Annotated in this window: 23 protein-coding genes and 1 pseudogene; 13 read left to right on the top strand and 11 right to left on the bottom strand. The window is 52.0% G+C overall.

Features of this window, described 5'->3' with window-relative positions; translation table 11 throughout:
* Nucleotides 1-276 precede the first annotated feature (276 nt).
* Entirely contained in the window at nucleotides 277-1,968 is a 1,692-nt protein-coding gene (locus P3X23_RS00905; protein ID WP_300872239.1) for a SulP family inorganic anion transporter, read from the top strand.
* On the opposite strand, the gene P3X23_RS00900 is transcribed toward P3X23_RS00905, so the two are convergent.
* Genes P3X23_RS00900 through dnaK form a run of 4 tightly spaced genes read right to left on the bottom strand, consistent with a single transcriptional unit; the run spans nucleotide 1,959 to nucleotide 6,668 of the window.
* On the bottom strand, nucleotides 1,959-2,528 hold the full coding sequence (locus P3X23_RS00900; RefSeq protein WP_300872237.1) for a DNA-3-methyladenine glycosylase: 570 nt from the start codon (nucleotides 2,526-2,528) through the stop codon (nucleotides 1,959-1,961). The genes P3X23_RS00905 and P3X23_RS00900 overlap by 10 nt on opposite strands.
* A complete protein-coding gene (locus P3X23_RS00895) occupies nucleotides 2,518-3,654 on the bottom strand; it encodes an acyl-CoA dehydrogenase family protein (RefSeq protein ID WP_300872201.1) in 1,137 nt (378 codons plus the stop codon). The genes P3X23_RS00900 and P3X23_RS00895 overlap by 11 nt, the downstream gene beginning before the upstream one ends.
* A complete protein-coding gene (locus tag P3X23_RS00890) occupies nucleotides 3,614-4,594 on the bottom strand; it encodes a J domain-containing protein (protein WP_300872199.1) in 981 nt (326 codons plus the stop codon). The genes P3X23_RS00895 and P3X23_RS00890 overlap by 41 nt, the downstream gene beginning before the upstream one ends.
* 49 nt (nucleotides 4,595-4,643) lie before the next feature.
* Complete coding sequence (dnaK, locus tag P3X23_RS00885) at nucleotides 4,644-6,668, bottom strand: molecular chaperone DnaK (protein ID WP_300872196.1); 2,025 nt, start codon at nucleotides 6,666-6,668, stop codon at nucleotides 4,644-4,646.
* Nucleotides 6,669-6,955: 287 nt separating this feature from the next.
* Here dnaK and P3X23_RS00880 point away from each other — a divergent pair, with 287 nt between their 5' ends.
* Both P3X23_RS00880 and ribD read left to right on the top strand, forming a co-directional pair.
* The gene (locus P3X23_RS00880; protein WP_298615754.1) at nucleotides 6,956-7,270 is read left to right on the top strand and encodes a DUF6679 family protein; all 315 of its coding nucleotides are present in this window, start codon (nucleotides 6,956-6,958) and stop codon (nucleotides 7,268-7,270) included.
* A 9-nt stretch (nucleotides 7,271-7,279) separates the two neighbouring features.
* On the top strand, nucleotides 7,280-8,419 hold the full coding sequence (ribD, locus tag P3X23_RS00875) for a bifunctional diaminohydroxyphosphoribosylaminopyrimidine deaminase/5-amino-6-(5-phosphoribosylamino)uracil reductase RibD (protein ID WP_300872193.1): 1,140 nt from the start codon (nucleotides 7,280-7,282) through the stop codon (nucleotides 8,417-8,419).
* On the opposite strand, the gene P3X23_RS00870 is transcribed toward ribD, so the two are convergent.
* Entirely contained in the window at nucleotides 8,391-8,861 is a 471-nt protein-coding gene (locus P3X23_RS00870; protein ID WP_300872190.1) for a hypothetical protein, read from the bottom strand. The genes ribD and P3X23_RS00870 overlap by 29 nt on opposite strands.
* Nucleotides 8,862-10,423: 1,562 nt before the next feature.
* On the opposite strand from P3X23_RS00870, the pseudogene P3X23_RS11870 reads away from it, so the two are divergent.
* From P3X23_RS11870 to P3X23_RS00855, 3 genes and pseudogenes are all read left to right on the top strand, one after another.
* A pseudogene (locus P3X23_RS11870) lies at nucleotides 10,424-10,810 on the top strand (M23 family metallopeptidase); the annotation flags it as partial.
* A 3-nt stretch (nucleotides 10,811-10,813) separates the two neighbouring features.
* Nucleotides 10,814-12,334 carry a uroporphyrinogen-III C-methyltransferase gene (gene cobA / locus P3X23_RS00860; RefSeq protein WP_300872184.1) on the top strand — a complete coding sequence of 507 codons (1,521 nt, stop codon included), beginning with the start codon at nucleotides 10,814-10,816 and terminating at the stop codon, nucleotides 12,332-12,334.
* Between the two features lie 62 nt (nucleotides 12,335-12,396).
* Nucleotides 12,397-12,987, top strand: a complete 591-nt coding sequence (locus P3X23_RS00855) for a chromophore lyase CpcT/CpeT (protein ID WP_300872182.1) — start codon at nucleotides 12,397-12,399, stop codon at nucleotides 12,985-12,987.
* On the opposite strand, the gene lgt is transcribed toward P3X23_RS00855, so the two are convergent.
* From lgt to rpmI, 3 genes are read right to left on the bottom strand one after another with little or no spacing between them, the layout of a single operon-like run.
* Complete coding sequence (gene lgt / locus P3X23_RS00850) at nucleotides 12,984-13,790, bottom strand: prolipoprotein diacylglyceryl transferase (protein ID WP_300872180.1); 807 nt, start codon at nucleotides 13,788-13,790, stop codon at nucleotides 12,984-12,986. The genes P3X23_RS00855 and lgt overlap by 4 nt on opposite strands.
* A 14-nt stretch (nucleotides 13,791-13,804) precedes the next feature.
* Nucleotides 13,805-14,155, bottom strand: a complete 351-nt coding sequence (gene rplT, locus P3X23_RS00845) for a 50S ribosomal protein L20 (protein ID WP_300872177.1) — start codon at nucleotides 14,153-14,155, stop codon at nucleotides 13,805-13,807.
* A gap of 32 nt (nucleotides 14,156-14,187) precedes the next feature.
* The gene (gene rpmI, locus P3X23_RS00840; protein ID WP_300872175.1) at nucleotides 14,188-14,385 is read right to left on the bottom strand and encodes a 50S ribosomal protein L35; all 198 of its coding nucleotides are present in this window, start codon (nucleotides 14,383-14,385) and stop codon (nucleotides 14,188-14,190) included.
* Between the two features lie 65 nt (nucleotides 14,386-14,450).
* On the opposite strand from rpmI, the gene P3X23_RS00835 reads away from it, so the two are divergent.
* From P3X23_RS00835 to P3X23_RS00825, 3 genes are read left to right on the top strand one after another with little or no spacing between them, the layout of a single operon-like run.
* Nucleotides 14,451-14,849: a hypothetical protein gene (locus P3X23_RS00835; protein WP_367186459.1), complete on the top strand. Its 399-nt coding sequence runs from the start codon at nucleotides 14,451-14,453 to the stop codon at nucleotides 14,847-14,849.
* Nucleotides 14,850-15,581, top strand: coding sequence for a photosystem II S4 domain protein (locus P3X23_RS00830; protein WP_300872170.1), 732 nt, complete (start codon nucleotides 14,850-14,852; stop codon nucleotides 15,579-15,581). It begins immediately after the preceding gene.
* Nucleotides 15,581-16,372: a YdcF family protein gene (locus P3X23_RS00825; RefSeq protein ID WP_300872167.1), complete on the top strand. Its 792-nt coding sequence runs from the start codon at nucleotides 15,581-15,583 to the stop codon at nucleotides 16,370-16,372. The genes P3X23_RS00830 and P3X23_RS00825 overlap by 1 nt, the downstream gene beginning before the upstream one ends.
* On the opposite strand, the gene P3X23_RS00820 is transcribed toward P3X23_RS00825, so the two are convergent.
* The gene (locus P3X23_RS00820; protein ID WP_300872235.1) at nucleotides 16,369-17,256 is read right to left on the bottom strand and encodes an alpha/beta hydrolase; all 888 of its coding nucleotides are present in this window, start codon (nucleotides 17,254-17,256) and stop codon (nucleotides 16,369-16,371) included. The genes P3X23_RS00825 and P3X23_RS00820 overlap by 4 nt on opposite strands.
* A 257-nt stretch (nucleotides 17,257-17,513) precedes the next feature.
* Here P3X23_RS00820 and P3X23_RS00815 point away from each other — a divergent pair, with 257 nt between their 5' ends.
* The 4 genes from P3X23_RS00815 (at nucleotide 17,514) to pstB (ending at nucleotide 21,433) form a co-directional block, all read left to right on the top strand.
* Entirely contained in the window at nucleotides 17,514-18,530 is a 1,017-nt protein-coding gene (locus P3X23_RS00815; RefSeq protein WP_367186456.1) for a PstS family phosphate ABC transporter substrate-binding protein, read from the top strand.
* Between the two features lie 99 nt (nucleotides 18,531-18,629).
* On the top strand, nucleotides 18,630-19,643 hold the full coding sequence (gene pstC, locus P3X23_RS00810; protein WP_300872162.1) for a phosphate ABC transporter permease subunit PstC: 1,014 nt from the start codon (nucleotides 18,630-18,632) through the stop codon (nucleotides 19,641-19,643).
* A complete protein-coding gene (gene pstA / locus P3X23_RS00805) occupies nucleotides 19,643-20,602 on the top strand; it encodes a phosphate ABC transporter permease PstA (RefSeq protein WP_300872160.1) in 960 nt (319 codons plus the stop codon). Before pstC ends, pstA begins: the two co-directional genes overlap by 1 nt.
* 27 nt (nucleotides 20,603-20,629) lie before the next feature.
* On the top strand, nucleotides 20,630-21,433 hold the full coding sequence (gene pstB / locus P3X23_RS00800; protein WP_300872159.1) for a phosphate ABC transporter ATP-binding protein PstB: 804 nt from the start codon (nucleotides 20,630-20,632) through the stop codon (nucleotides 21,431-21,433).
* A gap of 258 nt (nucleotides 21,434-21,691) precedes the next feature.
* On the opposite strand, the gene lpxC is transcribed toward pstB, so the two are convergent.
* Together lpxC and P3X23_RS00790 are read right to left on the bottom strand one after the other, a co-directional pair.
* A complete protein-coding gene (gene lpxC / locus P3X23_RS00795) occupies nucleotides 21,692-22,549 on the bottom strand; it encodes a UDP-3-O-acyl-N-acetylglucosamine deacetylase (RefSeq protein WP_300872156.1) in 858 nt (285 codons plus the stop codon).
* Nucleotides 22,550-22,560: 11 nt separating this feature from the next.
* Nucleotides 22,561-24,531: a BamA/TamA family outer membrane protein gene (locus tag P3X23_RS00790; RefSeq protein WP_300872154.1), complete on the bottom strand. Its 1,971-nt coding sequence runs from the start codon at nucleotides 24,529-24,531 to the stop codon at nucleotides 22,561-22,563.
* Between the last annotated feature and the right edge of the window lie 11 nt (nucleotides 24,532-24,542).

Below are 24,542 nucleotides of genomic sequence, written 5' to 3'. Positions count from 1 at the left end.
TCCTCATAAGTTGCATCTTTCAATCCCTGAGTGTAACAAAGTTTTACAAGAAACAGGTCTAGCTCTTCCCCGATTCTCCACCTTTTGCCTATAGGACAGATAAGAAGATTTTTAACGTTTGACTAGACAGATTGTCCCCGCAAAAGCATAGAATTATTTCAATTAAACACTTCTTTTTCATAGCTATAAATCATGGATGCCCCCTTAGGGCTGGCGGTTCCTCTGAATAACGGCTTAGCTATGAAAATTTCTCTAGATTTGCCAAAAGGGGTAGGAATGCTAACAAATTTAGCGAATCGAGTTCACTTTAAGTATTGGCGGGGCGATCTCTTTGGTGGGCTAACTGCCGCCATTGTTGCCTTGCCAATGGCTTTAGCCTTTGGGGTCACTTCTGGTGCGGGTGCAACAGCGGGACTGTACTGCGTGGTCTTGCTGGGCTTTTTTGCCGCCCTGTTTGGGGGCACGCCAACGCTCATTTCTAATCCCACAGGGCCGATGACGGTCGTGATGACAGCAGTGATCACCCGCCTCACCAGTGAATATCCCGATCAAGGGCTATACATGGCCTTTACGGTGGTGATGCTAGCGGGCTGTTTTCAGATCCTGTTTGGCCTGTTGCGGTTGGGCAAGTACATTACCCTCATGCCCTACACCGTCATTTCCGGCTTCATGTCAGGAATTGGCCTGATCATGATCCTGTTGCAAATTGGCCCGCTGTTGGGTCATAGCAGTAAGGGGGGTGTGCTGGGGACAGTGCAAAACTTGCCAGAGTGGGTGCAAACACTGAACTTCGCTGCCCTTAGCTTGGGGCTATTCACGCTTGGTCTAATCTACTTCACTCCCCAGAAAATTCGGCGGATTGTACCGCCACAACTCTTAGCCTTGGTTTTGGGCACTATTCTATCAATGGTGTTTTTTGCGGATGCCGGTTTGACCCGCATTGGCACGATTCCCACGGGACTGCCAGAGTTTGTGCCCCCCACCTTTACGCTGCCGGCTCTAAAAACAATGATTGTGGATGGGGCAATGTTGGGAATGCTCGGCTGTATTGATTCCCTGTTGACTTCAGTTATTGCCGACAGTATCACCCGCACTCAACATGATTCGGATAAGGAACTAATTGGTCAAGGTATTGGGAACTTGCTATCGGGTCTCTTTGGCGGGCTACCCGGTGCGGGTGCAACGATGGGTACGGTGGTGAATATCCAAGCGGGGGGGCGTACCTGCTTATCCGGCATGATCCATGCGGTTATTCTGTTGATGGTGGTGCTGTGGGCTGCCCCTTTGACGGAACCAATTCCCACGGCAGTGCTGGCAGGAATTCTAATCAAGGTGGGGATAGACATTATTGACTGGAATTTTCTCAAACGCGCCCATGTGCTCTCTTTGCGAGCTGCCTGCATCATGTATGGGGTAATGCTGCTCACTGTGTTTGTGGATCTCATTGTGGCGGTGGGGGTCGGCGTCTTTATTGCCAATATGTTAACCATCAAACGCTTGGCAGATCTGCAATCGGAGGATGTCAAGGCCATTACGCACGCTGATGATCAAACGCCGCTCACCCCAGAGGAAAAAGAGCTCTTTCGGCAGGCCAAGGGGCAACTGTTGCTGCTGCACCTCGGTGGTCCTATGAGCTTTGGTTCCGCTTGGGCAATTTCTCAACGGCAGGCCATCATGTCGGACTACAAGGTGCTGATCCTCGATGTCAGCAGTGTGCCTTTGTTGGGGGTAACAGCGACGTTGGCTATTGAGTCCTTAATCCAGGAAGCACAAAAGCACCATTTAGTCATTTTTCTTGTGAATGGCTCAGTAAATAAGGTGCAACAGCGACTACAACGCTTCCGTATTTTGGATCGAGTGCCCGCTGACCACGTGGTGAGCGATCGCCGACAAGCCCTTGAAAAAGCCATCCAGTTTCTCCACCAACCGGCGGAGTTACTAGAAGTAACAACGGGCAGCTACGAATAACGGGAGACGGCAGGGTTGCCCTGCACATACCATCGCCAAGGAATCTCTTGCCCTTGGGAAATACCAATGCGCGTGGTTTGTACCACCGGCTCTGTCAGGGGGCGGGGCGGCTTTGCCAGCCAGAGACCGCTCTCTTTCCCTAGCATTAAGCCGGAAAGCCGGCGATCAATCCCCAAGACTTGGCAGAGTTTCCCGGGGCCAGCAGCACTGCGGGGGGGCAATGAGGGACTAAGCATCTCTAGGGCACGAATGAGAACGGCACTGGCAAAATTAGGGCGATCGCTGGCGATATTCAAGCAGTGGTAAATGCCATAGATTTGATAGACATAAATCGTCCCCGGTGCTGCAAACATGGGGGCATTGCGAATTGTTTGGCGACGGTAGCCATGGCAGGCGGGGTCACCGGCCATGTAGGCTTCAGTTTCGACGATCCGACCTCGGTAAAGTTGACCATTGGGCTGTTGCCGTACGAGAAGACACCCCAATAATTCTTGAGCCACCACTGGGGCAGGGCGCGCTAGCCATTCAAGGGGCAGGCAGTTCTCTTGCTCAATGCCGATGTCCTTCAAGCAGCAAACCCTCCATCAAAGCATGGCGCAGGGGGGCATTTAGGCCAGAGACGGTGTAGAGCATTGCTTCCCGATAAAGACGCTGAACGGTGTGGCTGAGCACTAGGGCACTGCCGCCGCTGGCAATTAGGGCAGCTTGAGACGTTTGAATAGCAAGGTGAATGGCGGCGGCGCGCAGTTGCGCGTGGTAGGGGGGATTGAGGTTCTCTAATTCCCCTTGAATTTGGTCGTAGAGACGGTGCCAGCGATCGCGAAAGTGGTGATAGAGGTTTTTGGCGTCGGCCCGCTCGGCTAGGATTTGTAAACTCGCACGGGCACAACCCATGGGGGCAGCACTGCTCCGCAATAATTGCTGGCGATCGCGAAGGGCTATCCAATCTGCCCCACTGATACCCACCACATCTTCCGGAGGGACTAACCAGTTGACCACTTCTGCTTGCACTGTTTGGGTTGAGGGTACAGCTGCCAGGGGCAAGGGTAGAGAGAGGTGTAAAATTCCGCCACTGGCCTGTTGGGCATTGATGAAGGGCATGAGGGCAAAGAGAATGCGCTGATCCGGCAGGGGAGCTGCGGCAACAAACATTGTCATGTGCTGAAAGCCACTGAGCCAAGGCAACATCCCCTGTAGGCGATAGCCCTTACTAGTGGGTTGAGCTTGCAAATCCACTGGGTTATGGCGTAAGTGGGAAAAGCTAACCCCAATCAACACTTGCCCCTTCACTAAGTCCGCCAAGTAGGTTTGAGCAACGTTCCCTTCGGTGTGCTCGAGAAGGATGCCTAGGGCGGACTGATGTTGTGCTACTAAAAAGGCAAGGGCGCCGGAGGTCTGCGCCAGTTGCAAGCTTAAATGCCATAGGGTACGGCGATCGCACCCCAATCCTCCCTGGGCCTTAGGTACACCTAGGCGAAAAATGCCCAAGTTGCCTAAAGTTTGCAGACTCTCGGATAAAAGGGTCTTTTGCTGATCAATGCGGTTGGCAATGGGGCTCACAAAGCTGTTGAGGTAGGTCTGAATCTCTGTCAGGATGGGCTGCGCTTCTGGGTCGGCAAAGTCCAAGGCATTCATCATCGTGTGGTCAGGAATAGGCCAAATGAGCACGGGGAGTGTAGGATTCAATGGCTTGAAGCTGCCGATACAGCTCCCGCTCAGCATCGCTCAGGTGGGGGGGCAGCGTAATCACAATTTCCACCAGTTGATCTCCGCGATCGCCATCGGGACGAGGATAGCCTTTGCCCGCCAGTCGCAAACGTTGACCTGTGCGCACCCCTGCTGGAACCACCATTTTTACCCAACCATCGAGGGTAGGGGCTTCAATTTGCCCACCGAGGGCAGCCTCACTGGGGGTCACAGGGAGTTCACAGACAATGTCGTAGTTCTCAAGACGAAAGAGGGGATGGGGAGTCACTTGAATTTTCAGATAGAGATCACCCCCAGCCGTACCTTGACCCCGCAGCCGAATCCGCTGACCGGTAACCATCCCCGGCGGTAGGGTTACTTCCAAGGAGCGTCCATCCCCAAGGCGAATTCGCTCCCGTCCTCCTTCATAGGCCTTTTCGAGAGGGATTTCTAGGGTGGCTTCAGCGTCGCGGCGACTCACAGCGGTATAAACGCTTTTGACCGTGCCAGGGCGAAACTCGTCTGTCTCTATCGTAGGCGGGCGACGGGGAGGATCCGCTGAAACTGTAGAAGTGCGGGGGGAGCGCCGACCCAAGAGTTGATCCAAAAACTCTTGAAAGTTATCCTCGCTGAGATCGGGTTCATCCCGGAGACTGGTGCCATTACGGCGAGCCACACTGGTCCGCTGAGAAGGACGACTGCGAAAACCGGGTTGTGACCAATATTCACCGTAGCGATCGTACTGCTCACGGCGAGCCGGATCACTCAGGACTTGGTAGGCTTCACTAATATCTTTGAACTTCTCTTCAGCAGCGCGATCGCCCGGATTCATATCGGGATGATACCGCCGCGCCAGTCGCCGATAGGCGCGTTTAATCTCCTCCGTGCTGGCTCCTCGATCCACGCCCAAAAGCTGGTAGTAATCTCGAAAATTACGCATCGACAGTCCTATCTACACTCCCATTTGCGGCAAACACTGTAAAGAAGCTCTACCAGTCGTCGTCATCCCAATCCTCCCATGCCGCCGAATCACTGCGCTGGGAGTAGCTGCGGGAACGCCGTGGGTGGAGGGGCTGATCCCACTCATCTTCATAATCGTCGCGCCGCCGCTCTCGACCCCGCACTGCATCAAGACCTTTGTTTACCGCTTCCCTGAGGTTGGGAAGCTTAAAGAAATCCTCATTATCTTCTGCTTCCTCTTCGCTCAGGCGCAGTTGACGGACAAAGTCGTAGAGCCGCTCTTCAAGGGCAGCATAGGTGAGGTCAATCTGGCGATCGTCTTCATTGCGAATGGCCTCCTGCAATTGCCGCACTAAGGCCTCAATGCCACGACGTTGATCGGCGGCAAATTGATAGCCAAATTCCTGAGCTGCCTCCCGCAGTTGCCGTTCGGCGCGGTTGATTAAATCTTGAGCGCGGTTGCGCTTTTCAATGCGTGCCCGCCGCTGGCGATCGCCTGCAGCATTGGATTCGGCATCCAAGAGCATCTGCTGAATTTCCTCTTCGCTCAGCGTTGATGCCCCCTGAATGACGACACTTTGCTCGCGGCCACTAAAGCGATCCAAAGCCACCACTTGGAGCAGACCATTGGCATCCAAGTCAAAGGACACTTGAATTTGCGGCACCCCTCGCGGCGCTGGGGGAATTCCCGTTAACTTAAAGCGCCCCAAGGACTTGTTGTGTTCCGCCAGTTCCCGCTCCCCTTGAACCACGTGGATTTCCACTTGGCTTTGGTTATTTTCTGAAGTTGAAAAAATATCGGAGCGACGCACTGGAATCGTCGTATTACGGGGAATCAGTACCTTCGTCACGCCGCCAACGGTTTCCACACCCAAGGAGAGGGGCGTCACATCCAACAGTAAGATATCCTTCATCTCGCCGGCGAGAATGCCTGCTTGAATGGCGGCACCGATGGCCACCACCTCATCGGGGTTGACGTTTTGGTTAGGCTCACGGCCAATCATCTGCCGCACCAAGTCCTGCACCATAGGCATCCGCGTCGCACCACCTACGAGCACCACGGCATCAATTTGACTGGGGGTTAAATGGGCATCCATCAGCGCCTGTTCAACCGGATAGCGCAGCCGCTGTAGCAGGTCTTGGCTGAGGTCTTCAAATTGGCGGCGACTGAGGGTGGTTTCAATGTGTTTTGGCCCATCCGCCGTGGCGGTGACAAAGGGCAGATCAATATGGGTTTCCAGTAACCCGGAAAGTTCAATTTTCGCTTTTTCGGCGGCATCGGTGAGCCGTTGCAGCGACTGGCGATCGCGCCGCAGATCAATTCCTTCTTTAGCCAAGAAGTCCTCTGCCAACCAATCCACAATTAACTTATCAAAGTCATTGCCCCCCAATTGGGTATCGCCACTGGTGGCCTTCACCTCAAACACGCCATCGCCAACATCGAGAATCGAGACATCAAAGGTACCACCGCCAAGGTCAAAGACGAGAATTGTCTGCTCCTTCTGGCGATCAAGACCATAGGCAAGGGCGGCAGCCGTCGGCTCGTTAATAATACGGCGCACATTTAGACCCGCAATACGCCCAGCATCACGGGTAGCTTGCCGCTGTGAATCATTAAAGTAGGCGGGTACAGTAATCACCGCATCGGTGACAGGCTCCCCTAGGTAGCGGCTGGCATCCTCCACCAGTTTGCGCAACACCATGGCTGAAATCTCTTCAGGGGCAAATTCCCGTTGCAGCCGTGGACACTTAATGCGCACTTTACCTGACTCATCGCGGCGAATGGTATAGGGTACCCGTTTAGACTCAGCCGTAAGTTCACTATATTCGCGGCCAATAAACCGCTTCACGGCATAAAAAGTGTTTTGGGGATTGAGCACCGCCTGCCGCCGCGCCAACTGACCCACAAGGCGTTCACCATCTTTGCCAAAGGCCACCACAGAAGGGGTGGTGCGGGAGCCTTCTGCATTGGCAATCACAACGGGTTTTCCCCCTTCCAACACAGCAATGACGGAATTGGTTGTTCCCAGATCAATGCCAACAATTTTGCCCATGCCGTTTGAACGACTCCGCACTGGTTAGAATAAATGAATAGCGTTATAGTAACGGATTATTTATCCTTTGTTACGCTTATTCGATTGTACGAGATCTGCTCCAGACCGTCAGAGTCACTCTTGCCCCTGTGCTGCGCGATCGCTACAACGATAGGGACAGCCTCAGTGCTCACGCCTCACGATTACCGCTGCCTATGTGTGAATTTTAGCAGTAAGATGACAGGCAAGAGGTTGCAGCACAGCTTATCAACTGTTGCTACGCCCAATTCCGAGAAGGAGACCGTTCTATGTTACACCGCAAGCTTTATCAACTCTATACCGACGGCCAAGAAGTCTGGATTTACTTGCGGGATCAACAGCGCCTGATTGACCGGGCACGCATTGTCGATATTGAAGGAAACGTGGTAACCATCCGCTACGAAACGGAGGAAGACGACGAAGTGTGCGCTTGGGAGGAGATTGTCAACATCGAAAGTATTGGCTCGATTTCGCGGCGGCTGGCGGCAGTTCCCCGAGGCAGTGCAGAACTACCCATTGCCGATGAGTGCCCAGAGGCAGAGCAACTGCCTAAGCATTCTTCGGAAACTGAACACGAGCGTTAGTGGTACCTCATGCGCTCAGCCCCCATTGTGGAGGAGATAGCTGCGATTGATGCCCAGTATATGGGGCGCTGCCTTGAGTTAGCTGCCCGCGCTAAGGGCTGCACAGCTCCCAATCCCCTCGTGGGGTGCGTGATTGTGGCTGAGGGGCGGATAATTGGTGAAGGGTTTCATCCCAAAGCGGGAGAACCCCATGCAGAAGTCTTTGCCCTGCGCAGTGTTAGGGAGAGCGATCGCCCGCTCCTCAGTCAAGCTACCCTCTACGTCAATCTTGAACCCTGTAACCACTATGGCCGTACGCCTCCTTGTACCGAAGCAATTATTGCGGCGGGCATTCCTAGGGTAGTGGTGGGCATGATTGATCCTAATCCCCAAGTGGCGGGAGCGGGGGTGGAACGCCTGCGCTCAGCGGGCATAGAAGTCACCGTGGGCGTAAGGGAAGCGGAATGTCAGCGCCTGAACGAGGCCTTTGTGCATCGGGTGCGCTACCGGCGTCCCTTTGGCATTCTCAAATACGCTATGACCTTGGATGGCAAAATTGCCTCTAGTGCGGGTCACAGTCTCTGGATAAGTGGCGAAGCCGCACGAGCGATGGTGCATCAACTGCGCTCCGAATGTGATGCTGTCATTGTGGGGGGCAATACCGTTCGTCGGGATAATCCTCTGTTGACCTCACGCCATGAGCGTAATCCACTGCGGGTAGTCATGAGTCGGACGCTGAATTTGCCGTTGAATGCCTCTTTATGGCAAACAACGACGGCGCCGACACTCGTGGTCACTTCCGCTTCGCTCCAGCATCCTCTAATTCCCCAACTACAGGCCCAGGGGGTGGAGGTACTACACTTGGAGCCGTTAACACCGACAACGGTGATGAACCAGCTCTATCAACGGGGAATGCTGACTGTGCTCTGGGAGTGCGGCGGTTCCTTGGCAGCAGCAGCGATCGCCGAAGGAATGGTACAAAAAGTATGGGCGTTTATTGCACCAAAAATTATTGGTGGTTGCCATGCTCCCGCCCCAGTCGCCGATCTAGGCTTAACCCAGATGAATGAGGCTCTATGCCTAGAGGAGGTGAGTTGGCAAACTGTCGGTGCAGACATTCTGGCAGTGGGCTATCTCCCGTCTAGGTCTCTGGTTCCGTCACTTCAATGATGGTGCAGCCCGTTTCTGTGGGGGGCATATCCGCTTGCTCATAGAGCAAATCAATCCACAGCGACTCTGGATAGGGCTTGCGACTAGAAACATAAAAGAGCCAATGCTGGCTCACATTGAGGGACTCTCGCCGCAGTTTGGCCATTGCGGCAGTGGTAACGAGTCGGAAAGCGGCATTGGCATTGTGCCACTGCTCAATAATTCCAGCCGCAACCCGCAGGGTTTCCCCTTCGCTATTTTCTAATTCCAAAATGCCGTCAATGTGAATACTTTCCCACCAGTGCTGGGGATCCTTGAGATCCAATCCTTGGCCATCCATGTAGCTGATGAGGTCGGGGAGATATTCACGGATAAATTTTTGGACAACCTCAAAAGGGGGGAAAGGACGCAAGACTTTGAGGTGGCTCGCTGTTTGTTGAAACCACAGCTTGTGGTAAGTCATGGGGACAAAGCTCCGTCAGAATGGCGATCGCCAAAAATCTTTACAAACTCGTTTATTTTACCAAGCAAGCTGGCGCTGATCGCCTCTGAGAGAGGGGATTGATATGTGACACTTTTGGCGCAATTTGGCACATTTACTGTGGGACAATTTAAGTCCGGTGAGCACTGGTGGAAGGGATGTCAACTGACTCGCATTATTAAAAAAAACTATACGCACTGATTCAAAAACTTTACTTTACTTATTTATTTATTGGCAATAACGATTTTTATTCCATTGAGGACAATTAAGCCCAAATTGTGATGAATTCAAGTTTTTTGATTATTAGCTAGCAGGTAGAAAATTCGTATTTTTGTCTTGTAGCAAATAATTTGCTCCCCAGAGATAGCAGGGTTACGAAGGGAAGTGTCTTGTCATTTGGCTGTGGATTGGGTAAAGTCACCTAGAAGTTTCGTCGTGGTGCCAAAACACCCTTTGCATAAACCACAGATTGGGACAGTTTTAGGCATAAACGCGGCGAGTGGCCTCTGGCTCCCCTGGACAATTGCTCATGATGTGTGTTCTCGATTCACTGCTTTGTCGAATCACTGTCAATTTCGTGTGCGAGGAGGATTACCTTGAGCAACGATAGTCGTACCCCCAACGCCTCTCCGGATGCACCCCTTGCATCTGCTCTCCTGCTTGGTCGTTCGCTGCGCTCCCTTTGTTCCTGTCTGCCCTTACTGAGCGCTTTTGCTCTAATTCAGCCGACGCAAGCCCTTGATTTGACAACTCTTGCGGGCGGTCGGGAAGCTGGTTCACACAACATTCGCACGAATCCCCTAACACTTCCCTCCCTATTTGGCACTGAAACCCAAGACTCGATTGCTGAGCTAGAAAATCTTTTATCCAGTGACAAAGCTAACTCACTCTTGGATGTGAGCCAAGCGGCATGGCAACGCACGATCCCAGTGGAGGTGGGTTTTGCACCGTTGACCCTAAAAGCCCCTACCCCGACTCTCTCTGCCTTTGCTTCCTTTGAGCGTCTCAGCCAGCCTTCTGAACCCACCTTCAAAGTGGTGGATCGTCGCGGTCGTACCCATAGCTTGGCAGATCTGGTGACTCGAGCGACCACCTCTGTCGTTGCCTCCTTAGCCATTCATCCCCCCTTAGCTATGGGCGGGTCTTTGGAGCAAACCACAACGGAAGTGGAACCCGAGTTAGCCGAAGATGACACACCTCAACGCTTCCAGGGGGTGGCTTTTGTTAACTCCCAAGGAGTATCCCCCTCTGGATCAACTGCAACTGTAACACCGCTGTCTTTTGGTCGTGTCTCTGAGCAGCAGCGTCGCACCACCCCTTCCCCCGTTGCGACCCCACAAGCCCCTGCCCGCTCTGCGCTGCCTCAGCCAACGGTGGTCAGTCACCTGCAAACAACAACGGTAACTGCACCAACACCTCCTGTCGTTCAGCCCATTGTTCCTCCTGTACCTGTTCAGGTGGCACGTTCAATTGTGGCTCCACCCTTACCCAGGAATCTCGACCTGCCCCCCCTACCCAACTCGGATCGCTTCCTCCCCAGCCTGACGACAAACTTTATCTGGCCGGCTCGTGGAGTTTTGACCTCTGGCTTTGGCCCCCGTTGGGGACGGATGCACCGAGGCATTGATATTGCTGCTCCTGTAGGCACCCCCATTTATGCTGCTGCTGCTGGGGTTGTCACCTACTCCCAATGGAACGACGGCGGATATGGCAATCTTGTGGAAATTCGTCATGCCGATGGGGCGCTTACCCTTTATGCTCACAACCAACGGAATTTGGTGCGGGTAGGGCAGTACGTTGAGCAGGGTCAGCAGATTGCTGAAATGGGAAGTACTGGCCGCAGCACCGGTCCCCACGTCCACTTTGAAGTGCATCTCCCAGGTCGGGGTGCAGTGAACCCAATGCTTTTCTTGCAACGTGTCCAAGGCTAATCGTTGACTGTCTATTTTGTAGGTGCGGGGCTGGGTTCCACTCGCCATCTTACCCTCGAAGCATGGACGTGCCTCCAGCAGGCGGAGGTCGTTCTCTACGACGCCCTGATCTCCCCTAGTCTGCTAGAACTCACACCCCGTGAGTGCTTGCGGGTGGCGGTGGGAAAACGGGCAAGGGCTGAGGCATTATCCCAAGCAGAAATTAACCAGCTTTTAGTGAACTACGGCCGGCAGTATCGGCGGGTAATTCGTCTCAAAAGTGGTGATCCGGGGCTATTTGGCCGCTTACACCAAGAACTTGAGGCTGTGCTGAAGGCAGACCTTGAGGCGGTGGTGATTCCGGGGGTGTCCTCGGCGCTGGCAGCGCCTTTACTCGCGGGTCTGTGCGTAACGGCAAAGGATGTGAGTCAGTCGGTGGCGATTCTGTCGGGTCATGCGCCAGAAACCCTGCCCTGGTCTGCGATCGCCCAAATGGAGACGCTGATTTTTTTGATGGCTACCCGTTCCCTGCGCTCTATTGTTGAGCAATTGTTAAAGCAGGGGCGATCGCCCACTGAGGGATTGGCGATTCTACAATGGGTAGGGCAACCGCAGCAACAGTTTTGGTTGGGCACTTTAGAGGGGTATCTAAATACGCCCCACTTTCCAGACATGGCACCCGCTGTTGTTGTGATTGGCGCGATCGCCCAAAAACGTTATCCTTTGGCTAGCCTCCCCTGGGCACTCCCTGACGTTTTGAGCACTGTTCCAGTGTCTATGTCTCGGCTCCACGGCAAAACCATTCTCGTCACCCGCGCGGCCAGCCAAGCCAGTTCCTTTTGCGAGCAACTTAAGGCCGCCGGTGCCAGCGTTTTAGAAATGCCCACACTGGAGATCGTCCCTCCCAGTTCCTGGCAGCCTCTAGATCAGGCCTTGGCGCAACTGGATACCTTTGACTGGCTGGTGCTCACCTCCCACAATGCTGTCACCTTTTTTATGGAGCGATTGCAACACCACGGCAAGGACAGTCGCGCCCTTGCAGGCCTCAAAATTGCTGTGGTGGGTTCAAAAACTGCCCAAACCCTCAGCAGCTATGGATTAATGGCCGACTTTATGCCCAGTGAATTTGTGGCGGATGCTCTTGTGGCGGAATTTCCTCAACCTATTGCTGGCTTGCGTTTTCTCTTTCCACGGGTCGAAACGGGAGGCCGAGCAGTCCTGGTGGAGGCATTCACAGCCGCAGCGGCGGAGGTTGTTGAAGTACCCGCCTACAATTCTCGCTGTCCCCAAGGGGTTGATGCTGAAGTGTTGGCAGCGCTGCAAGCCGGCCAAGTGGATATGGTGACGTTTACCAGTTCCAAAACAGTGCAACATTTTTGCCAATTGGTCGGTGCCAAGGCAGCCGAGCTGCTGCGCAACGTTCAGATTGTCAGTATTGGGCCGCAAACCTCGCAAACTTGCCGCCAACTCTTGGGACGGGTGGACGTTGAAGCTACAGAATATACGCTTGAGGGACTTGTTCAAGCCCTATTACAGATGACTTAGTGCTTTGGGTACACTCATCCATTAGTCTGAAAAAAGGACTGTTTTAAGGCAACTGTGGAGTCATGACGCACGCAACTGATGTGGTGACCCTTGGCCGTTGGATGGCAGCGGATTTTAGTAACCAAGCTCAAGCCTTTGAGAATCCTCCCTTTTACGCCCATATTCGAGTGTGTATGCGTCCCCTTCCCACTGGTCTTTTGGAGGGTATTGCCCTTTATGTGGAACAGGCCTATGACTATCTCCTCGGGGTTCCTTACCGCACACGGGTTTTGGAACTGGTGCCCGCCACTGATCACATTGTGATTAAAAACTACGTCCTCAAGGATGAACAACGCTTCTTTGGCGCGGCTCGCGATCGCCAGCGGCTTCAAGCCATGACGGCTGATGATCTTGAACTCCTTTGTGGCTGTAACATGCTCACTTACTGGACAGGTCACAGCTTTCGGGGTGAAGTAGAGCCGGGTAAAGCCTGTAAAGTAGTCCGCAAAGGACGAGAAACCTATCTCGATAGTACGTTTGAAATTGATGGCGATCGCTTCATTAGCCACGATCGCGGACGGGATCTAGAGACTGATGAACATGTTTGGGGATCTGTGGCGGGTCCCTTTTACTTTGTTCGCTGGCAGAGCTTTGCCGATGAAATTGTTGCCTAAGCCGTTTGCCAATCGGGCAGAGGCTTTCCTTGGTAATACAGGCGGAAGAGTCCCCAAACCCCCAGTACAATTGACAGCAAACTCACCACTTGGGCAATTCGCAAAGACCCCAACATCAGGCTATCCATGCGCAGGCCTTCAATCCAAAGGCGACCGAGGCTGTAGGCAATGGCATAGACCAGCAGGAGCGTTCCTGGCTTTTGATAGCGGGGGTGACGAAAGAGCCACAGCAGGAGCACAAAAACCCCTAGATTCCAGAGGGATTCATAGAGAAACGTGGGGTGGTAGTAGGCTTCGTTGATTAGCCCTGGGGGACGTTGAGACGGGGGGATATAGAGCTTCCACGGTAGATCAGTAGGAGCACCAAAGGCTTCAGAGTTAAAGAAATTGCCCCAGCGACCAATAGCCTGTCCCAAAATCAAGGAAGGGGCAACAACATCCGCCACTTGCCAAAAGGATAGCCGCTGCACATAGGTAAAGATTGCCATGGCAAGCAGACCGCCCAGAATGGCTCCGTGAATAGCAATGCCCCCTTTCCAAATTTGAACCACTTGATCTAGGTGGTTTTGGTAAAAGCCCCAATGAAAGGCGACGTAATAGAGCCGCGCAGCGGGAATGGCCGTAACAACTAGCCAAATCGAGAGATCGGCAATCAGATCAGGATTGATTTGCCGCCGGCGTGCCAAGCGTTGACTGAGCCAAATGCCAATCAAAACAGCTGCGGCAATGAGTAGCCCGTACCATCGCAGGGTAATAAACCCTAGCTCAAGGGTAGCACCGGGGGATTGGAAGGTGGCGATCATGCCTAGAACGGGTTCTAAACAGCACGGGCAGTTTGAATGACAGTGGCAAAGGCGTCAGCATCGAGCACAGCCAATTGAGCCAGCATTTTGCGATTTAGTTGAATCTCAGCTTTTTTCAGGGCGCCCATGAGTTGACTATAGCTCATACCATGTTGACGCGCAGCGGCGTTAATCCGTGCAATCCAGAGCCGCCGAAAGTCCCGTTTGCGTCGCCGCCGGTCGCGATAGGCATTGCACAGTGCCTTCATGACTACTTGATTGGCGGTGCGGAAGAGCTTGGAGTGCGCCGCACGATAGCCTTTGGCCAGTTTGAGAATTTTTTTACGCCGTTTACGGGCAACGTTACCCCGTTTAACCCTTGCCATAGTTCAACTTACCTTGATCAAAAACTAAAAATTTAAGCGTAGGGCAGCATCAGTGATACTCGTTCAAAATCCCGTGGATCGACGAGAGTTTTGTGAGATAGACGATTCTTGCGATCGCTCCCCTTGTGTTCGAGTAAGTGGTTTTTGTTGGCCTTACGGCGGATAAACTTACCACTGCCTGTCTTCCGAAATCGTTTGGCAGCGGCACGACGTGTTTTTAGCTTTGGCATGGCTTTGCCCTGTTTTAGACACAGCTTACTAGTGTACTATTTTAGAGAGAGTCTTGGCAAGCTGCATGGAACTGGAGTTTATTCCTGTTGAGGAGTTTTATTTTGCCCTTACATTGGCCATGCGCACCCTAGAAGATTTGGGAGATGCGGCATTGGTAGAGCGGGTGCGATCGCGCTTAAAGGAGCGGTTTGGTCAAGCCTCCACTGTTGCCGCCGCCAAGCAAAACACCTTTAACTATGTCTTTCGTGTCAAGGGGGTGGACAATAGCCCTGCTCCACAGCTAATGCTTTCAATTGCCGACTGGCAGGGCAAAATCCGTCTTAGTAGTGACTATGGCTGGACATTGGATGCCCAGCGCAAAACAATCCGCACCGAGAAATTTGGCGATCGCCCCCAATTTTGCCAACAGGTGAGAGCCTACTTAGCTCAGTGGCTGGAACTGCCGGAATTTCTTGAGGCCTAAATGTTTGATTTAGGGACAGCCCTTGATAGAGCCGTTAAAACTTGGTCAGTGGTGCATACACCCTTTTTGTCTCCAGATCGCCTGGTGCAGGCACTCAGCACCCTTGAGCAGCGGGTAGATGTCCAGGGTCTAGCCTGGGGTGGCTACCCTCAGGCAGAACGCGGCCGACTGGCGATCGCCCCCCGGGAACTCAATCTTGAGGAGCAGCGCCCCCCCCTTGCCTTGGTGCGAATCACAGGCAACTTTCTTTTTGATCCCGCCACCTACAGCGATTTTGAGCAAGCGATCGCCACCGCTGGCCTCGAGGAGGGCGACTATGGGGATGTCATTCTCCTTGGGGAGCGGGGAGCACAGGTAATTCTCATTCCCGAGAAAGTCCCTACCTTACAAGAGGGGTTAAAGCAAGTGCGAACCGTACCCATCACCGTTGCATCCTGCCCCTGGTCAGAGCTGGCCGTTGCTCCGCCTCAAGTAAAGTCCTTCAGCACGGTGGAAGCATCACTGCGCCTAGATGCCGTTGCCTCTGCTGGCTTTGGTGTCTCCCGCAGCAAAATGAGCGAGTGGATTAGCCAGGGACTGGTGCGGGTCAATTGGCAAATTGTGCAACAACCGCGTCATCTTCTTAAGGTCAATGATCTAGTGGCTATTCGGGGGAGGGGGCGACTCTTAGTTCAAGAGATTCAAAAAACCAAAAAGGATCGCTATCGCATTCAAATGGAGCGGCGGCGTTAATGGATTTGCTCCTCGCCAAACTTTTCCCCCCCCTGTTTTATCCCCTTTCCTTAGCGTGCTGGGCACTTCTGTTTGCCCTTTTCCGTTTCTGGCGAGCGCCTAAACAGGCGGCAATCGCCTTAGTTACTGCCCTGACTTTACTGCTTCTCAGTGGCAATGACTATGTTACTGTAGCGCTCCTGCGCTCTTTGGAAGAGCAATATTTGCCGCCAAAGCCCATCCCCCACGGGACAGCGATTGTGGTGTTAGGCGGTGTCATTGTACCGCAACAGAAACCCCGTCCTTGGGTAGAGGTCACAGAAGGGGGCGATCGCCTTCTCTACGGTATCCACCTCTTTCAGCAGGGCTATGCTCCCTATCTAATCCTCAGTGGCGGCCGCATTCCTTGGCTAGGGGAAATATTCCAGCGCTCAGAAGCAGCAGATATGGCGGAGATTGCCCAAGTCTGTGGCATTCCCAAAGAGAACATTTTGTTAGACACAACCTCCTTGAATACCTATGAAAACGCGCGCAACGTCAAAGCACTGATTGAAGCCCATCAGATTCAAGGAGACCTCCTCCTAGTAACTTCCGCCTACCACATGCCACGGGCTGTTGCCATTTTTCGACACTTGGGACTAAAGGTCATTCCTGTGCCCACTGACTATCGCTGGCCCTCAGTTGCCCGCTCTTTCACTTGGCAAAATGTACTTTTAAGCCTCATTCCCACTGCATCTAATATCAAACTTACAACGGATGTTCTGCGGGAATATCAAGGGCTCCTTATTTACAAGTTACGGGGTTGGCTTTAAAGACTGTGCGCTATTAAAAATTGCTGACAGACATCAACAAACGCAGCCGTAGATTCGTAGGGGAGGACATTGCGCCCTGGAATAATCACCCCCGCTGCATTGGGCAAGAGTTCCGTGTAAAAGGCCAGTCGCTCTTGGGGAGACTCAGCTGTTCCTTGGCGACTGATACTAGAGGCTTGATCGCCCATTACCACCAGCACCGGCTGAGCAACAGTTTGGAGGATGGGGCGGTAATCCCGTCGCCAAAAACCTGCAAGGAAGGAATACACAGCATGGCGAGTCTCTAAATTGGCAGCGCCTTGAGTGAGCATTTCCAACCATTGCCGATCCACCGCTTGCGGTTTTGCAAAGAGTTGCTTGACAGAAAATCGCCGCAGAAACCTCTCTTGGCGCGCGTATTGATAGAATGCCCATCCCAAGGGCGAATCAAAAAGACGCCAACGCAGCCGTTGCCAAAGGGCACCGGTATTCTGCGAAATCAAGCTTCCTGTAGGTGGACCACTGAGAATTAGCGCTTTTACCTTTTGCGGAGCAAGGCGCACTAATTCCAAAGCCACTGGCAACACAGCCCCCTGTACCACTAGTACCACCCCTTGAGCTATTTCAGATTCGATGAGAAACTGTAACTGTGCTGCCCAATCTTCGGGATAATAAGCTAAGTGGGGCAAGCTGCTCTGGCCACATCCCAACAAGTCTGGGATATAGAACAAGTAGCTTTGCGCCAACCTCTGCCAATGGTCAACACAGCGATCCCAAAATAAACCCGACAAACCAACGCCTACAGGATGAATGAAAAGAAGCGGGGTTTTCCCACCTGCCCCAGTAAGCCAATAATGACAGGTCAGTCCCTGCCACTGATAAGTTTTTGCCGTCAATTGCTGCATCACTGTTACTCCTCATTGGTAAGGTGGTTAGCAAGGTGGTCTTAGAGGGGACACTGATCCCTCTTGAAATATCTCTGATTTCTAACTTTTAGTAGCGTTTTTAACCAAATCTTTGCCTTCTCTTAACCTCAGTTCTTTGAAGGTTTGTTTATTGTAGGTGGAAGGTGGTTCTGTCGGTTTGCCCTTATTTCCTATGCAACCGTTCCACCGTTGATGTCCGTAGCATTGACAAAACGTTGTTTACTCCGCTAGGAAACATGACTATGTCTATTTCAGCCAAGAACATTGCCCGACTAGGGATGGTCGCTGCCATTGCAGCCATCTCCAGCACTGTAGTTCCTGCTGCTTTTTCTCAACAAAGTGCACCGGTTATTCGGATTGATGGCTCCAGCACCGTTTATCCTGTAACTGAAGCGGCCGCCGAACAATTTCAAAAGCAACAAGGCGGTAAAATTCGCGTCACTGTCGGCATTTCAGGGACAGGCGGTGGTTTTAAGAAGTTCTGCCGCGGTGAAACCGACATTTCCAATGCCTCTCGTCCGATCTTGGCCAAAGAAATTGAGGAATGTAAGAAAAATAACATTCAATACATCGAGTTGCCTGTCGCCTATGACGCCCTGACAGTGGTGATCAACCCTCAGAACAGTTGGGCCAAATCCCTCACTGTTCAAGAGCTAAAGAAAATATGGGAACCTGATTCCAAGATCAATAACTGGAGCCAAGTTCGGAGTGGCTTTCCCAATTTACCCTTAAAACTTTTTGGCCCAGGTGCAGACTCCGGTACCTTTGACTACTTTACAGAAGCTATCAACGGTAAAGCTAAAGCTAGCCGTAAAGACTACACCGCCAGTGAGGATGACAACGTCCTCGTGCAGGGAGTTACTCGCGATCGCGGTGCTCTTGGCTACTTTGGTTATGCCTACTATGTAGAGAACAAAAACAAACTTAAAGCGGTAGCGATTGATAACGGCAAAGGTCCGGTTATGCCCTCGGATAAAACCGTTCTTAACGGTACCTATCAGCCGCTGTCGCGCCCCATCTTTATCTACGTCAACGCCAACTCTGCGAAGCGGCCAGAAGTGCGGCAATTTGTTACCTATTACCTCAGCAATGGCCCAGCAATCGTCAAAAAAGCAAAATATGTGCCCCTGCCCGGCAGTGCCTACAAAACAATCTTGGCCAAGTTTGATAAAAACCAAGTGGGTACTGCCTTTGGCGGCAAAGAAGCCATTGGTCTGAAGCTGGATGATCTGATGAAGCGCGGTCTTCAGTAAGGAGGCAGAGTTTTGCTATGCCGAACAGGGTGTTCGGTCAGGTAGCGGCCAGCACCCTGTTTTCTAGTCGTCTAAAAGAGTGAGCTTGGAACAGCTTCTATGGCAGAAGGTTCTTCTTCAATCAAGACAAATCTTCCCCTTGTCCTGCCTTCGCGCACAGCGCGAATCTGGCGTGAACGAATCATTGCCAGCGTTTTATTTCTGGCAGCCATTTCCTCTGTTTTGATCACACTTGTCATTATCTATATTCTCTTCTCGGAAACAGTAATCTTCTTTGAAAAGGTCATAGAGCTAGATCAGATGTCCCTCTGGCAGGCACTGCTAGAGTTCTTCACGGGCACCGACTGGTCCCCGTTGATCGAGCCGCTGGGAATTGGTATTTTGCCTCTGCTGTCTGGAACACTGACTACCTGCTTTGTTGCTCTTTTTGTTGCTGTGCCCTTGGGGACAATTGCCGCTATCTACCTCAGTGAGTTTGCACCAGCAAAAGTGCGAGAGGTTCTCAAGCCCATACTGGAAATCTTGGCGGGCATTCCTACGGTTGTCTATGGCTACTTTGCTCTCCTGGTGATTACTCCAGTGTTGCAAAAAATCATTTTGGGGGTACAACAGTTCCTCTTCCCCGGCAGGGAGGAGTGGGATTACTTTCAACTCCCCGGATTCAACATGCTGGGGGCAGGGATTTCAGTAGGCCTTATGGTTCTTCCCTATATCTGCAGTCTGGTGGAAGATGCCCTTCAAGCAGTGCCACTAGAGTTGCGGGAAGGCTCTTATGCTATGGGAGCTACTCGCATTCAAACCGCACTCAGTGTTCTTATTCCAGCCGCTGTTTCTGGCATCGTTGCTGCCTACATTCTGGGTTTTTCGCGGGCAGTGGGTGAGACAATGATTGTGGCGGTTGCTGCTGGTTTGCAACCAAAATTTACTTTTAACCCCTTGGAAGGAGCAGCAACCACAACGGCCTTTATCGTCTCTGTCAGCCTAGGGGATTTACCCCACGGCTCTTTGGAGTACCAGTCTATTTTTGCTGCAGGGATCATGCTCTTCTTAGCGACCTTGTTCATGAATGTACTTGGATACTTCCTCAGTCGGCGTTATCGTGAGGTTTACTGATGGTACACAACCCAAAGCTAGTAGCTGTTCTCCACAACCCAGTTGCTATTGCTGAGTCAATTCAGCAGCGAAAACGTTGGGAACAGATTTTTATTTTGCTTGGTTGGTTTTCCCTATTGGTTGCCCTTTTAACGCTAGTGGTTCTAGTTGCTGATCTGCTGATTCGCGGCTGGCCACTGCTGAACCCAAACTTTCTCCCAAAATTTCTATCGTCTCCTCCCAGTAGTGATCCAGAGGAAGCGGGCATTCTCACAGCATGGGTGGGGAGTCTATTGGTTATTTTAGTAACCATTGTGGTCGCTGTTCCTCTTGGCATTGGCGCTGGCATTTATCTAGAGGAATACGCTCCTAAAAACTGGCTTTTAGATTTCATTGAGATCAACATTACCAACTTGGCAGGGGTTCCTTCAATTATTTACGGTCTTTTGGCGCTGGGTTTCTTTGTTTATATCCTCAATTGGGGCGAGAGTATTCTCACTGCTGGTTGTACGCTGGCGTTGTTGATTTTGCCGGTAGTGATTGTAACTACCCGTGAGTCTTTGCGCGCTATTCCTATAGGCATTCGCGAGGGCGCCTATTCAGTAGGAGCCAGTCGGTGGCAAACTATTTTTGACCACGTCTTACCCTACTCAATGGGGGGGATACTCACTGGCATTATTGTAGGGGTTTCCCGTGCCCTTGGCGAAACTGCTCCCCTGGTTACAATTGGTGCTTTAACATTTATTACCTTTTTGCCCGATGCACCAATCAAGGCAGAACCGCCCTTCATTTCTTTCAATTGGCTATGGTCTCCTTTCACTGTGTTGCCCATTCAAATGTTTAACTGGGTTTCACGCCCCCAGGAAGCCTTTCAGATCAATTCTGCAGCAGCTGGTGTTGTACTTTTGGTGCTGACACTACTAGTGAACTCAATCGCCATCTATTTGCGCTATCGTTTTAGGAAGAGTATCAAGTTCTAGGAAGTTGCATTTTGGGACGTATTCACAATGGTTAAGCCTACAGAGGGAGCTGTGGTTACTCAACAAGAGCCGCTTAAAAAACTAGCTGAAGTGCGGGACTTAAACTTTTACTATGGTCACAACCACGCCCTTAAAAATATCAACATGCCGATTTATGAAAAAAAAGTCACGGCTCTAATTGGTCCTTCAGGTTGCGGTAAAACCACCCTACTTCGCTGTTTTAATCGTATGCACGACCTCTATCCGGGAAACCGCTATGAGGGGCAAATTTTGCTAGGGGCAGATCAGCCGCGCAACCTATTGGAAATGGATCCAATTGAAGTGCGGATGCAAATCGGCATGGTTTTCCAAAAACCCAATCCCTTTCCTAAGTCAATTTATGAAAATATTGTCTATGGCCTTCGGGTACGGGGTATCAAGGATAAAGCAATTCTGGATGAAGTGATGGAGCGATCCCTGCGCAATGCTGCTCTCTGGGATGAAGTCAAAGATCGGTTAAAAGAACCGGGAACTTCACTCTCAGGGGGACAGCAGCAGCGCCTGTGTATTGCCCGTGCCCTTGCTACCGATCCAAAAATTATCCTGTTTGATGAGCCAACGTCGGCGCTGGACCCCATTGCCACTGTTAACATTGAAAACTTAATTGTAGAACTGAAGGATCAGGTGACGATCCTGATTGTTACCCACAACATGCAACAGGCCATTCGGGTATCCCAATTTACTGCATTTATGTATCTTGGGGAATTGGTAGAGTTCAACGACACGATGTCTATCTTCACCAAGCCAGTAGAGCAGAAAACAGCGGATTACGTCAGTGGCCGTTTTGGTTGATTGCCTTGGTGCTTCAAGTCTACTTGAAATTGAAAATGTAGTCTAAGGGGCAACCTGCAATTGTGGATGGATCGCTACCCTAGGGCTAGTAGTTATTTGTTCTAGCTCTAGGAGTGCAACTTTGGTGGCATTGCTGGAGTCAACAGTCAGGAAGGAGTGGATTTGCCCTCAGGCGATCGCTCGCCGCAAATTAGCACTCCGCCTTGCCGCTAGAGCCTAAGCCCTATTCGGAAAAGCGCGGGGCTTCCCGCCGATCTGCTAAACCATTTGGCGGGCGATCGCCTGTGCCAACTGGGTATGCAGATGATGGCTAGCCCGATAGGCTACATAGTGGGCAATGGGGGGCGTTCCTAGCAAGGCTAAATCTCCCCAGAGATCCAGTAACTTATGGCGCACTGGTTCATCAGCAAAGCGCAACGGTGGGTTCACCCAGCCACTCTTGCTGCACACAAGGGCATTCTCTAAACTGCCCCCCTGAATTAGACCTTGGCTGCGGAGATACTCCACCTGTTCAGCAAGACCAAACGTGCGGGCGGGTGCAACGGCCGCCGCTAGCTCGGAAGGGATAAAGCTACACCACTGCCGACCAATGGCTGTATAGGGAAAGTCAATGCCGTAGGTAAGACGCAGCTCAGGAGCAGGAATGGCACTGACAAAGGCTTCTCCTTCATAAACAGTGATAGGCTCGCTCAAGGTGACTGCCGGCCGGGGAACCTCCTGAGGGACAATACCTACCCTTTGAATACCGTCTAACCAAGACTGCGCTGAACCATCGAGAATCGGTACTTCAGCACCTGTTATCTCAATCGTGACATTATCAATACCCGCGATCGCTAGCGCTGCTAGAAGATGTTCAACCGTGCGCACACTGGCACCATGAGCAACTAACTCTGTAGCCAACTGAGTGGATTTTACCGCCTCAATCTGAGCTGGAATTACGGGCTGTCCTTCTAAATCAAGGCGCACAAACTGGCGTCCTGTATTGACGGGTGCTGGCCGCAGGGTAACCTCAACCGGTTGACCTGAATGCAAGCCGACCCCTGACCATTGGGCAACCCCTCCAAGAGTCTGTTGAGTTGCCGCCGCCAATGGGGTTGCTACAGAGGCTGTGATCATTCAACTTTCTCCTAAAAGCGTTCACCAATGCCAAAGCTGAAAGCGCTGCCCCCTTCATTGTTCCAGCCAAAGTCAATGCGGATATTCCCCAAGGGCGTATTCACCCGCAGCCCTGCGCCATAGCCTAAACCTTCTCCAGGTTTACCACGCACAATCCCTGGCTGACCGGGAACACTGCGTTGGGTACCGAGCAAACTCGCCCCATCCACAAAAAGCGCCCCGCCAACGATGTTAAAAATCGGGAAGCGATACTCAACCGTTCCTTGAACAAACGCGCGCCCGGAGCCGATTGCCCCTTCTTCCCAACCGCGCACCGAGTTAGCCCCTCCAATCGTAAAAGATTCATAGGGGGGCAAATCGCCAAAAATGTTGCCCGCTTGGATATTGAAGGCAAAGGTTTGCGGCCCCTCAATCCGCAGAAACTTCACCGGGATATAGAAGCTGTAACTTCCGCGCACTCGGTTGAATAAAATGCTCCCCGCTCCAATGGGAATCGATTGATCCACCCCCAAACGAATCACTTGGCCACTGGTTGGACGTAAAGGATCATTGCGCAAGTCTCGCAGAATCGCTGCCTGTACCGTAAACAGGTCATTGAAACCCCGGCACACACCATTCTCTGGAAAGGTCAAACAGTTGCCCTGAATATCTGTGGCTGTTTGATTAAAGGAGCCATCCATGGATGTCACCCGCTGATATTGCAGACCAAGGGAACCGGTCCAAGCGGTGCGAATCAAATCCCGATCCTTGGTAAATGGACGGGTAAAGAAGATTGCAGATCCCAAACGGTTAATGCGGGGCAAATCGCCATTGGCTAAGGGCACATTGATTGGACCATTACTAAAGGTGAACGGCACATTTAAGCGGTTAAAGGCACTGACGGTATAGGAAGTGCGGTAGGGATCTCCTTTAATCCAAGGATCGGTAAAGTTAATGTCAAAGAGAAATTCCCCTTCAGTTCCTCCTTGGGCTTCAACACTAAATTTCCAGTTGCGGCCAAAGAGGTTATTTTGCTGGAATGCCACTGTCCCAAACAGACCTGAGGCAGAACTATAACCCGCCCCAGCGGAAATACTGCCGGTATTGCGCTCTTTAATATTGAGAATCAAATTCACTTTGCGCGGATCTTGACCCGGTTCAAGGGCAACTTGTACATCCTCAAATAGCCCCAATTCAAAGAGGCGGCGCAAATCTGCTTGCACGGTATTTTGGTTGAGAACAACACCGGGTTGCGTGTCCATTTCACGGCTAATGACAAAGTCACGGGTACGCTGTTTTGTTGATTCCCCATCTTTATTGAGAAAGCGATAGGTGACCTGTTCAACAACCCCCTCAGCCACCTGCAATGTCACGACCCCATCGGGATCTACTTGGGGGGTACCGACCACTTGCCCCAAGATGTAGCCATTCTCTTTATAAAATGTATTGATTTTCTCAATGCCGGACTGTAGCTCTCGCAAGTTCAGCCTCCGACCAATTTGTGGTGCAAAGATCTCATTGACTTTTTCTTGGCTGAGGACTTGGTTGCCAGCCACTTGAACAGCTCGCAGTACCGGATAGGGACGTACGACAAATGTAATTCGCACACCAAGGGGAGTATCGCTGGGAACAGCATTGACATCGGCAAAAAAGCCCGTGGCAAAGATGGCGTTGGTATCCTGTTGCAGTTGCGTGCGAGTGGTGGTACTGCCGGGTCGAGTGCTAATGACCTGATACACCAGCTGCTCCAGTTCAGGAGTAGCTCCTTCAACCACCACTTCAGCAATCAGCACTTGGGGTTCGTCGGCGGGGGGCTGACTCACAGGAGGAGGTGCCGGAGGAGTTTCCGCAGGTTGGTTTTCAGGGGGCGTGGGGGCTTCTTGACCACGGCTAGAACCTAAAGAACCGACGGCAATTGCTACAGTTGCCATTGCCACTGCTACCGTTTTCAGGGCAGCCCCCATTGGCTGCAGCCGCACTGGCGAAAAAAGTTGATTATTCACTGCTCACACCT

It is taken from the genome of Thermosynechococcus sp. Uc, assembly GCF_029335995.1.
Lineage (GTDB): Bacteria > Cyanobacteriota > Cyanobacteriia > Thermosynechococcales > Thermosynechococcaceae > Thermosynechococcus.
This window is presented reverse-complemented; position numbering and strand designations above follow the sequence as displayed.

Coding starts and splice junctions, on each gene's coding strand:
- P3X23_RS00880 (WP_298615754.1), top strand. CDS start 6,956: ATGTTACACCGCAAGCTTTATCAACTCTATACCGACGGCCAAGAAGTC.
- P3X23_RS00815 (WP_367186456.1), top strand. CDS start 17,514: ATGACTATGTCTATTTCAGCCAAGAACATTGCCCGACTAGGGATGGTC.
- lpxC (WP_300872156.1), bottom strand. CDS start 22,549: ATGATCACAGCCTCTGTAGCAACCCCATTGGCGGCGGCAACTCAACAG.
- pstC (WP_300872162.1), top strand. CDS start 18,630: ATGGCAGAAGGTTCTTCTTCAATCAAGACAAATCTTCCCCTTGTCCTG.
- P3X23_RS00870 (WP_300872190.1), bottom strand. CDS start 8,861: ATGACTTACCACAAGCTGTGGTTTCAACAAACAGCGAGCCACCTCAAA.
- P3X23_RS00855 (WP_300872182.1), top strand. CDS start 12,397: ATGACGCACGCAACTGATGTGGTGACCCTTGGCCGTTGGATGGCAGCG.
- P3X23_RS00820 (WP_300872235.1), bottom strand. CDS start 17,256: ATGCAGCAATTGACGGCAAAAACTTATCAGTGGCAGGGACTGACCTGT.
- P3X23_RS00890 (WP_300872199.1), bottom strand. CDS start 4,594: ATGCGTAATTTTCGAGATTACTACCAGCTTTTGGGCGTGGATCGAGGA.
- pstB (WP_300872159.1), top strand. CDS start 20,630: ATGGTTAAGCCTACAGAGGGAGCTGTGGTTACTCAACAAGAGCCGCTT.
- P3X23_RS00835 (WP_367186459.1), top strand. CDS start 14,451: ATGGAACTGGAGTTTATTCCTGTTGAGGAGTTTTATTTTGCCCTTACA.
- rpmI (WP_300872175.1), bottom strand. CDS start 14,385: ATGCCAAAGCTAAAAACACGTCGTGCCGCTGCCAAACGATTTCGGAAG.
- P3X23_RS00830 (WP_300872170.1), top strand. CDS start 14,850: ATGTTTGATTTAGGGACAGCCCTTGATAGAGCCGTTAAAACTTGGTCA.
- ribD (WP_300872193.1), top strand. CDS start 7,280: ATGCGCTCAGCCCCCATTGTGGAGGAGATAGCTGCGATTGATGCCCAG.
- dnaK (WP_300872196.1), bottom strand. CDS start 6,668: ATGGGCAAAATTGTTGGCATTGATCTGGGAACAACCAATTCCGTCATT.
- P3X23_RS00825 (WP_300872167.1), top strand. CDS start 15,581: ATGGATTTGCTCCTCGCCAAACTTTTCCCCCCCCTGTTTTATCCCCTT.
- pstA (WP_300872160.1), top strand. CDS start 19,643: ATGGTACACAACCCAAAGCTAGTAGCTGTTCTCCACAACCCAGTTGCT.
- lgt (WP_300872180.1), bottom strand. CDS start 13,790: ATGATCGCCACCTTCCAATCCCCCGGTGCTACCCTTGAGCTAGGGTTT.
- P3X23_RS00905 (WP_300872239.1), top strand. CDS start 277: ATGCTAACAAATTTAGCGAATCGAGTTCACTTTAAGTATTGGCGGGGC.
- rplT (WP_300872177.1), bottom strand. CDS start 14,155: ATGGCAAGGGTTAAACGGGGTAACGTTGCCCGTAAACGGCGTAAAAAA.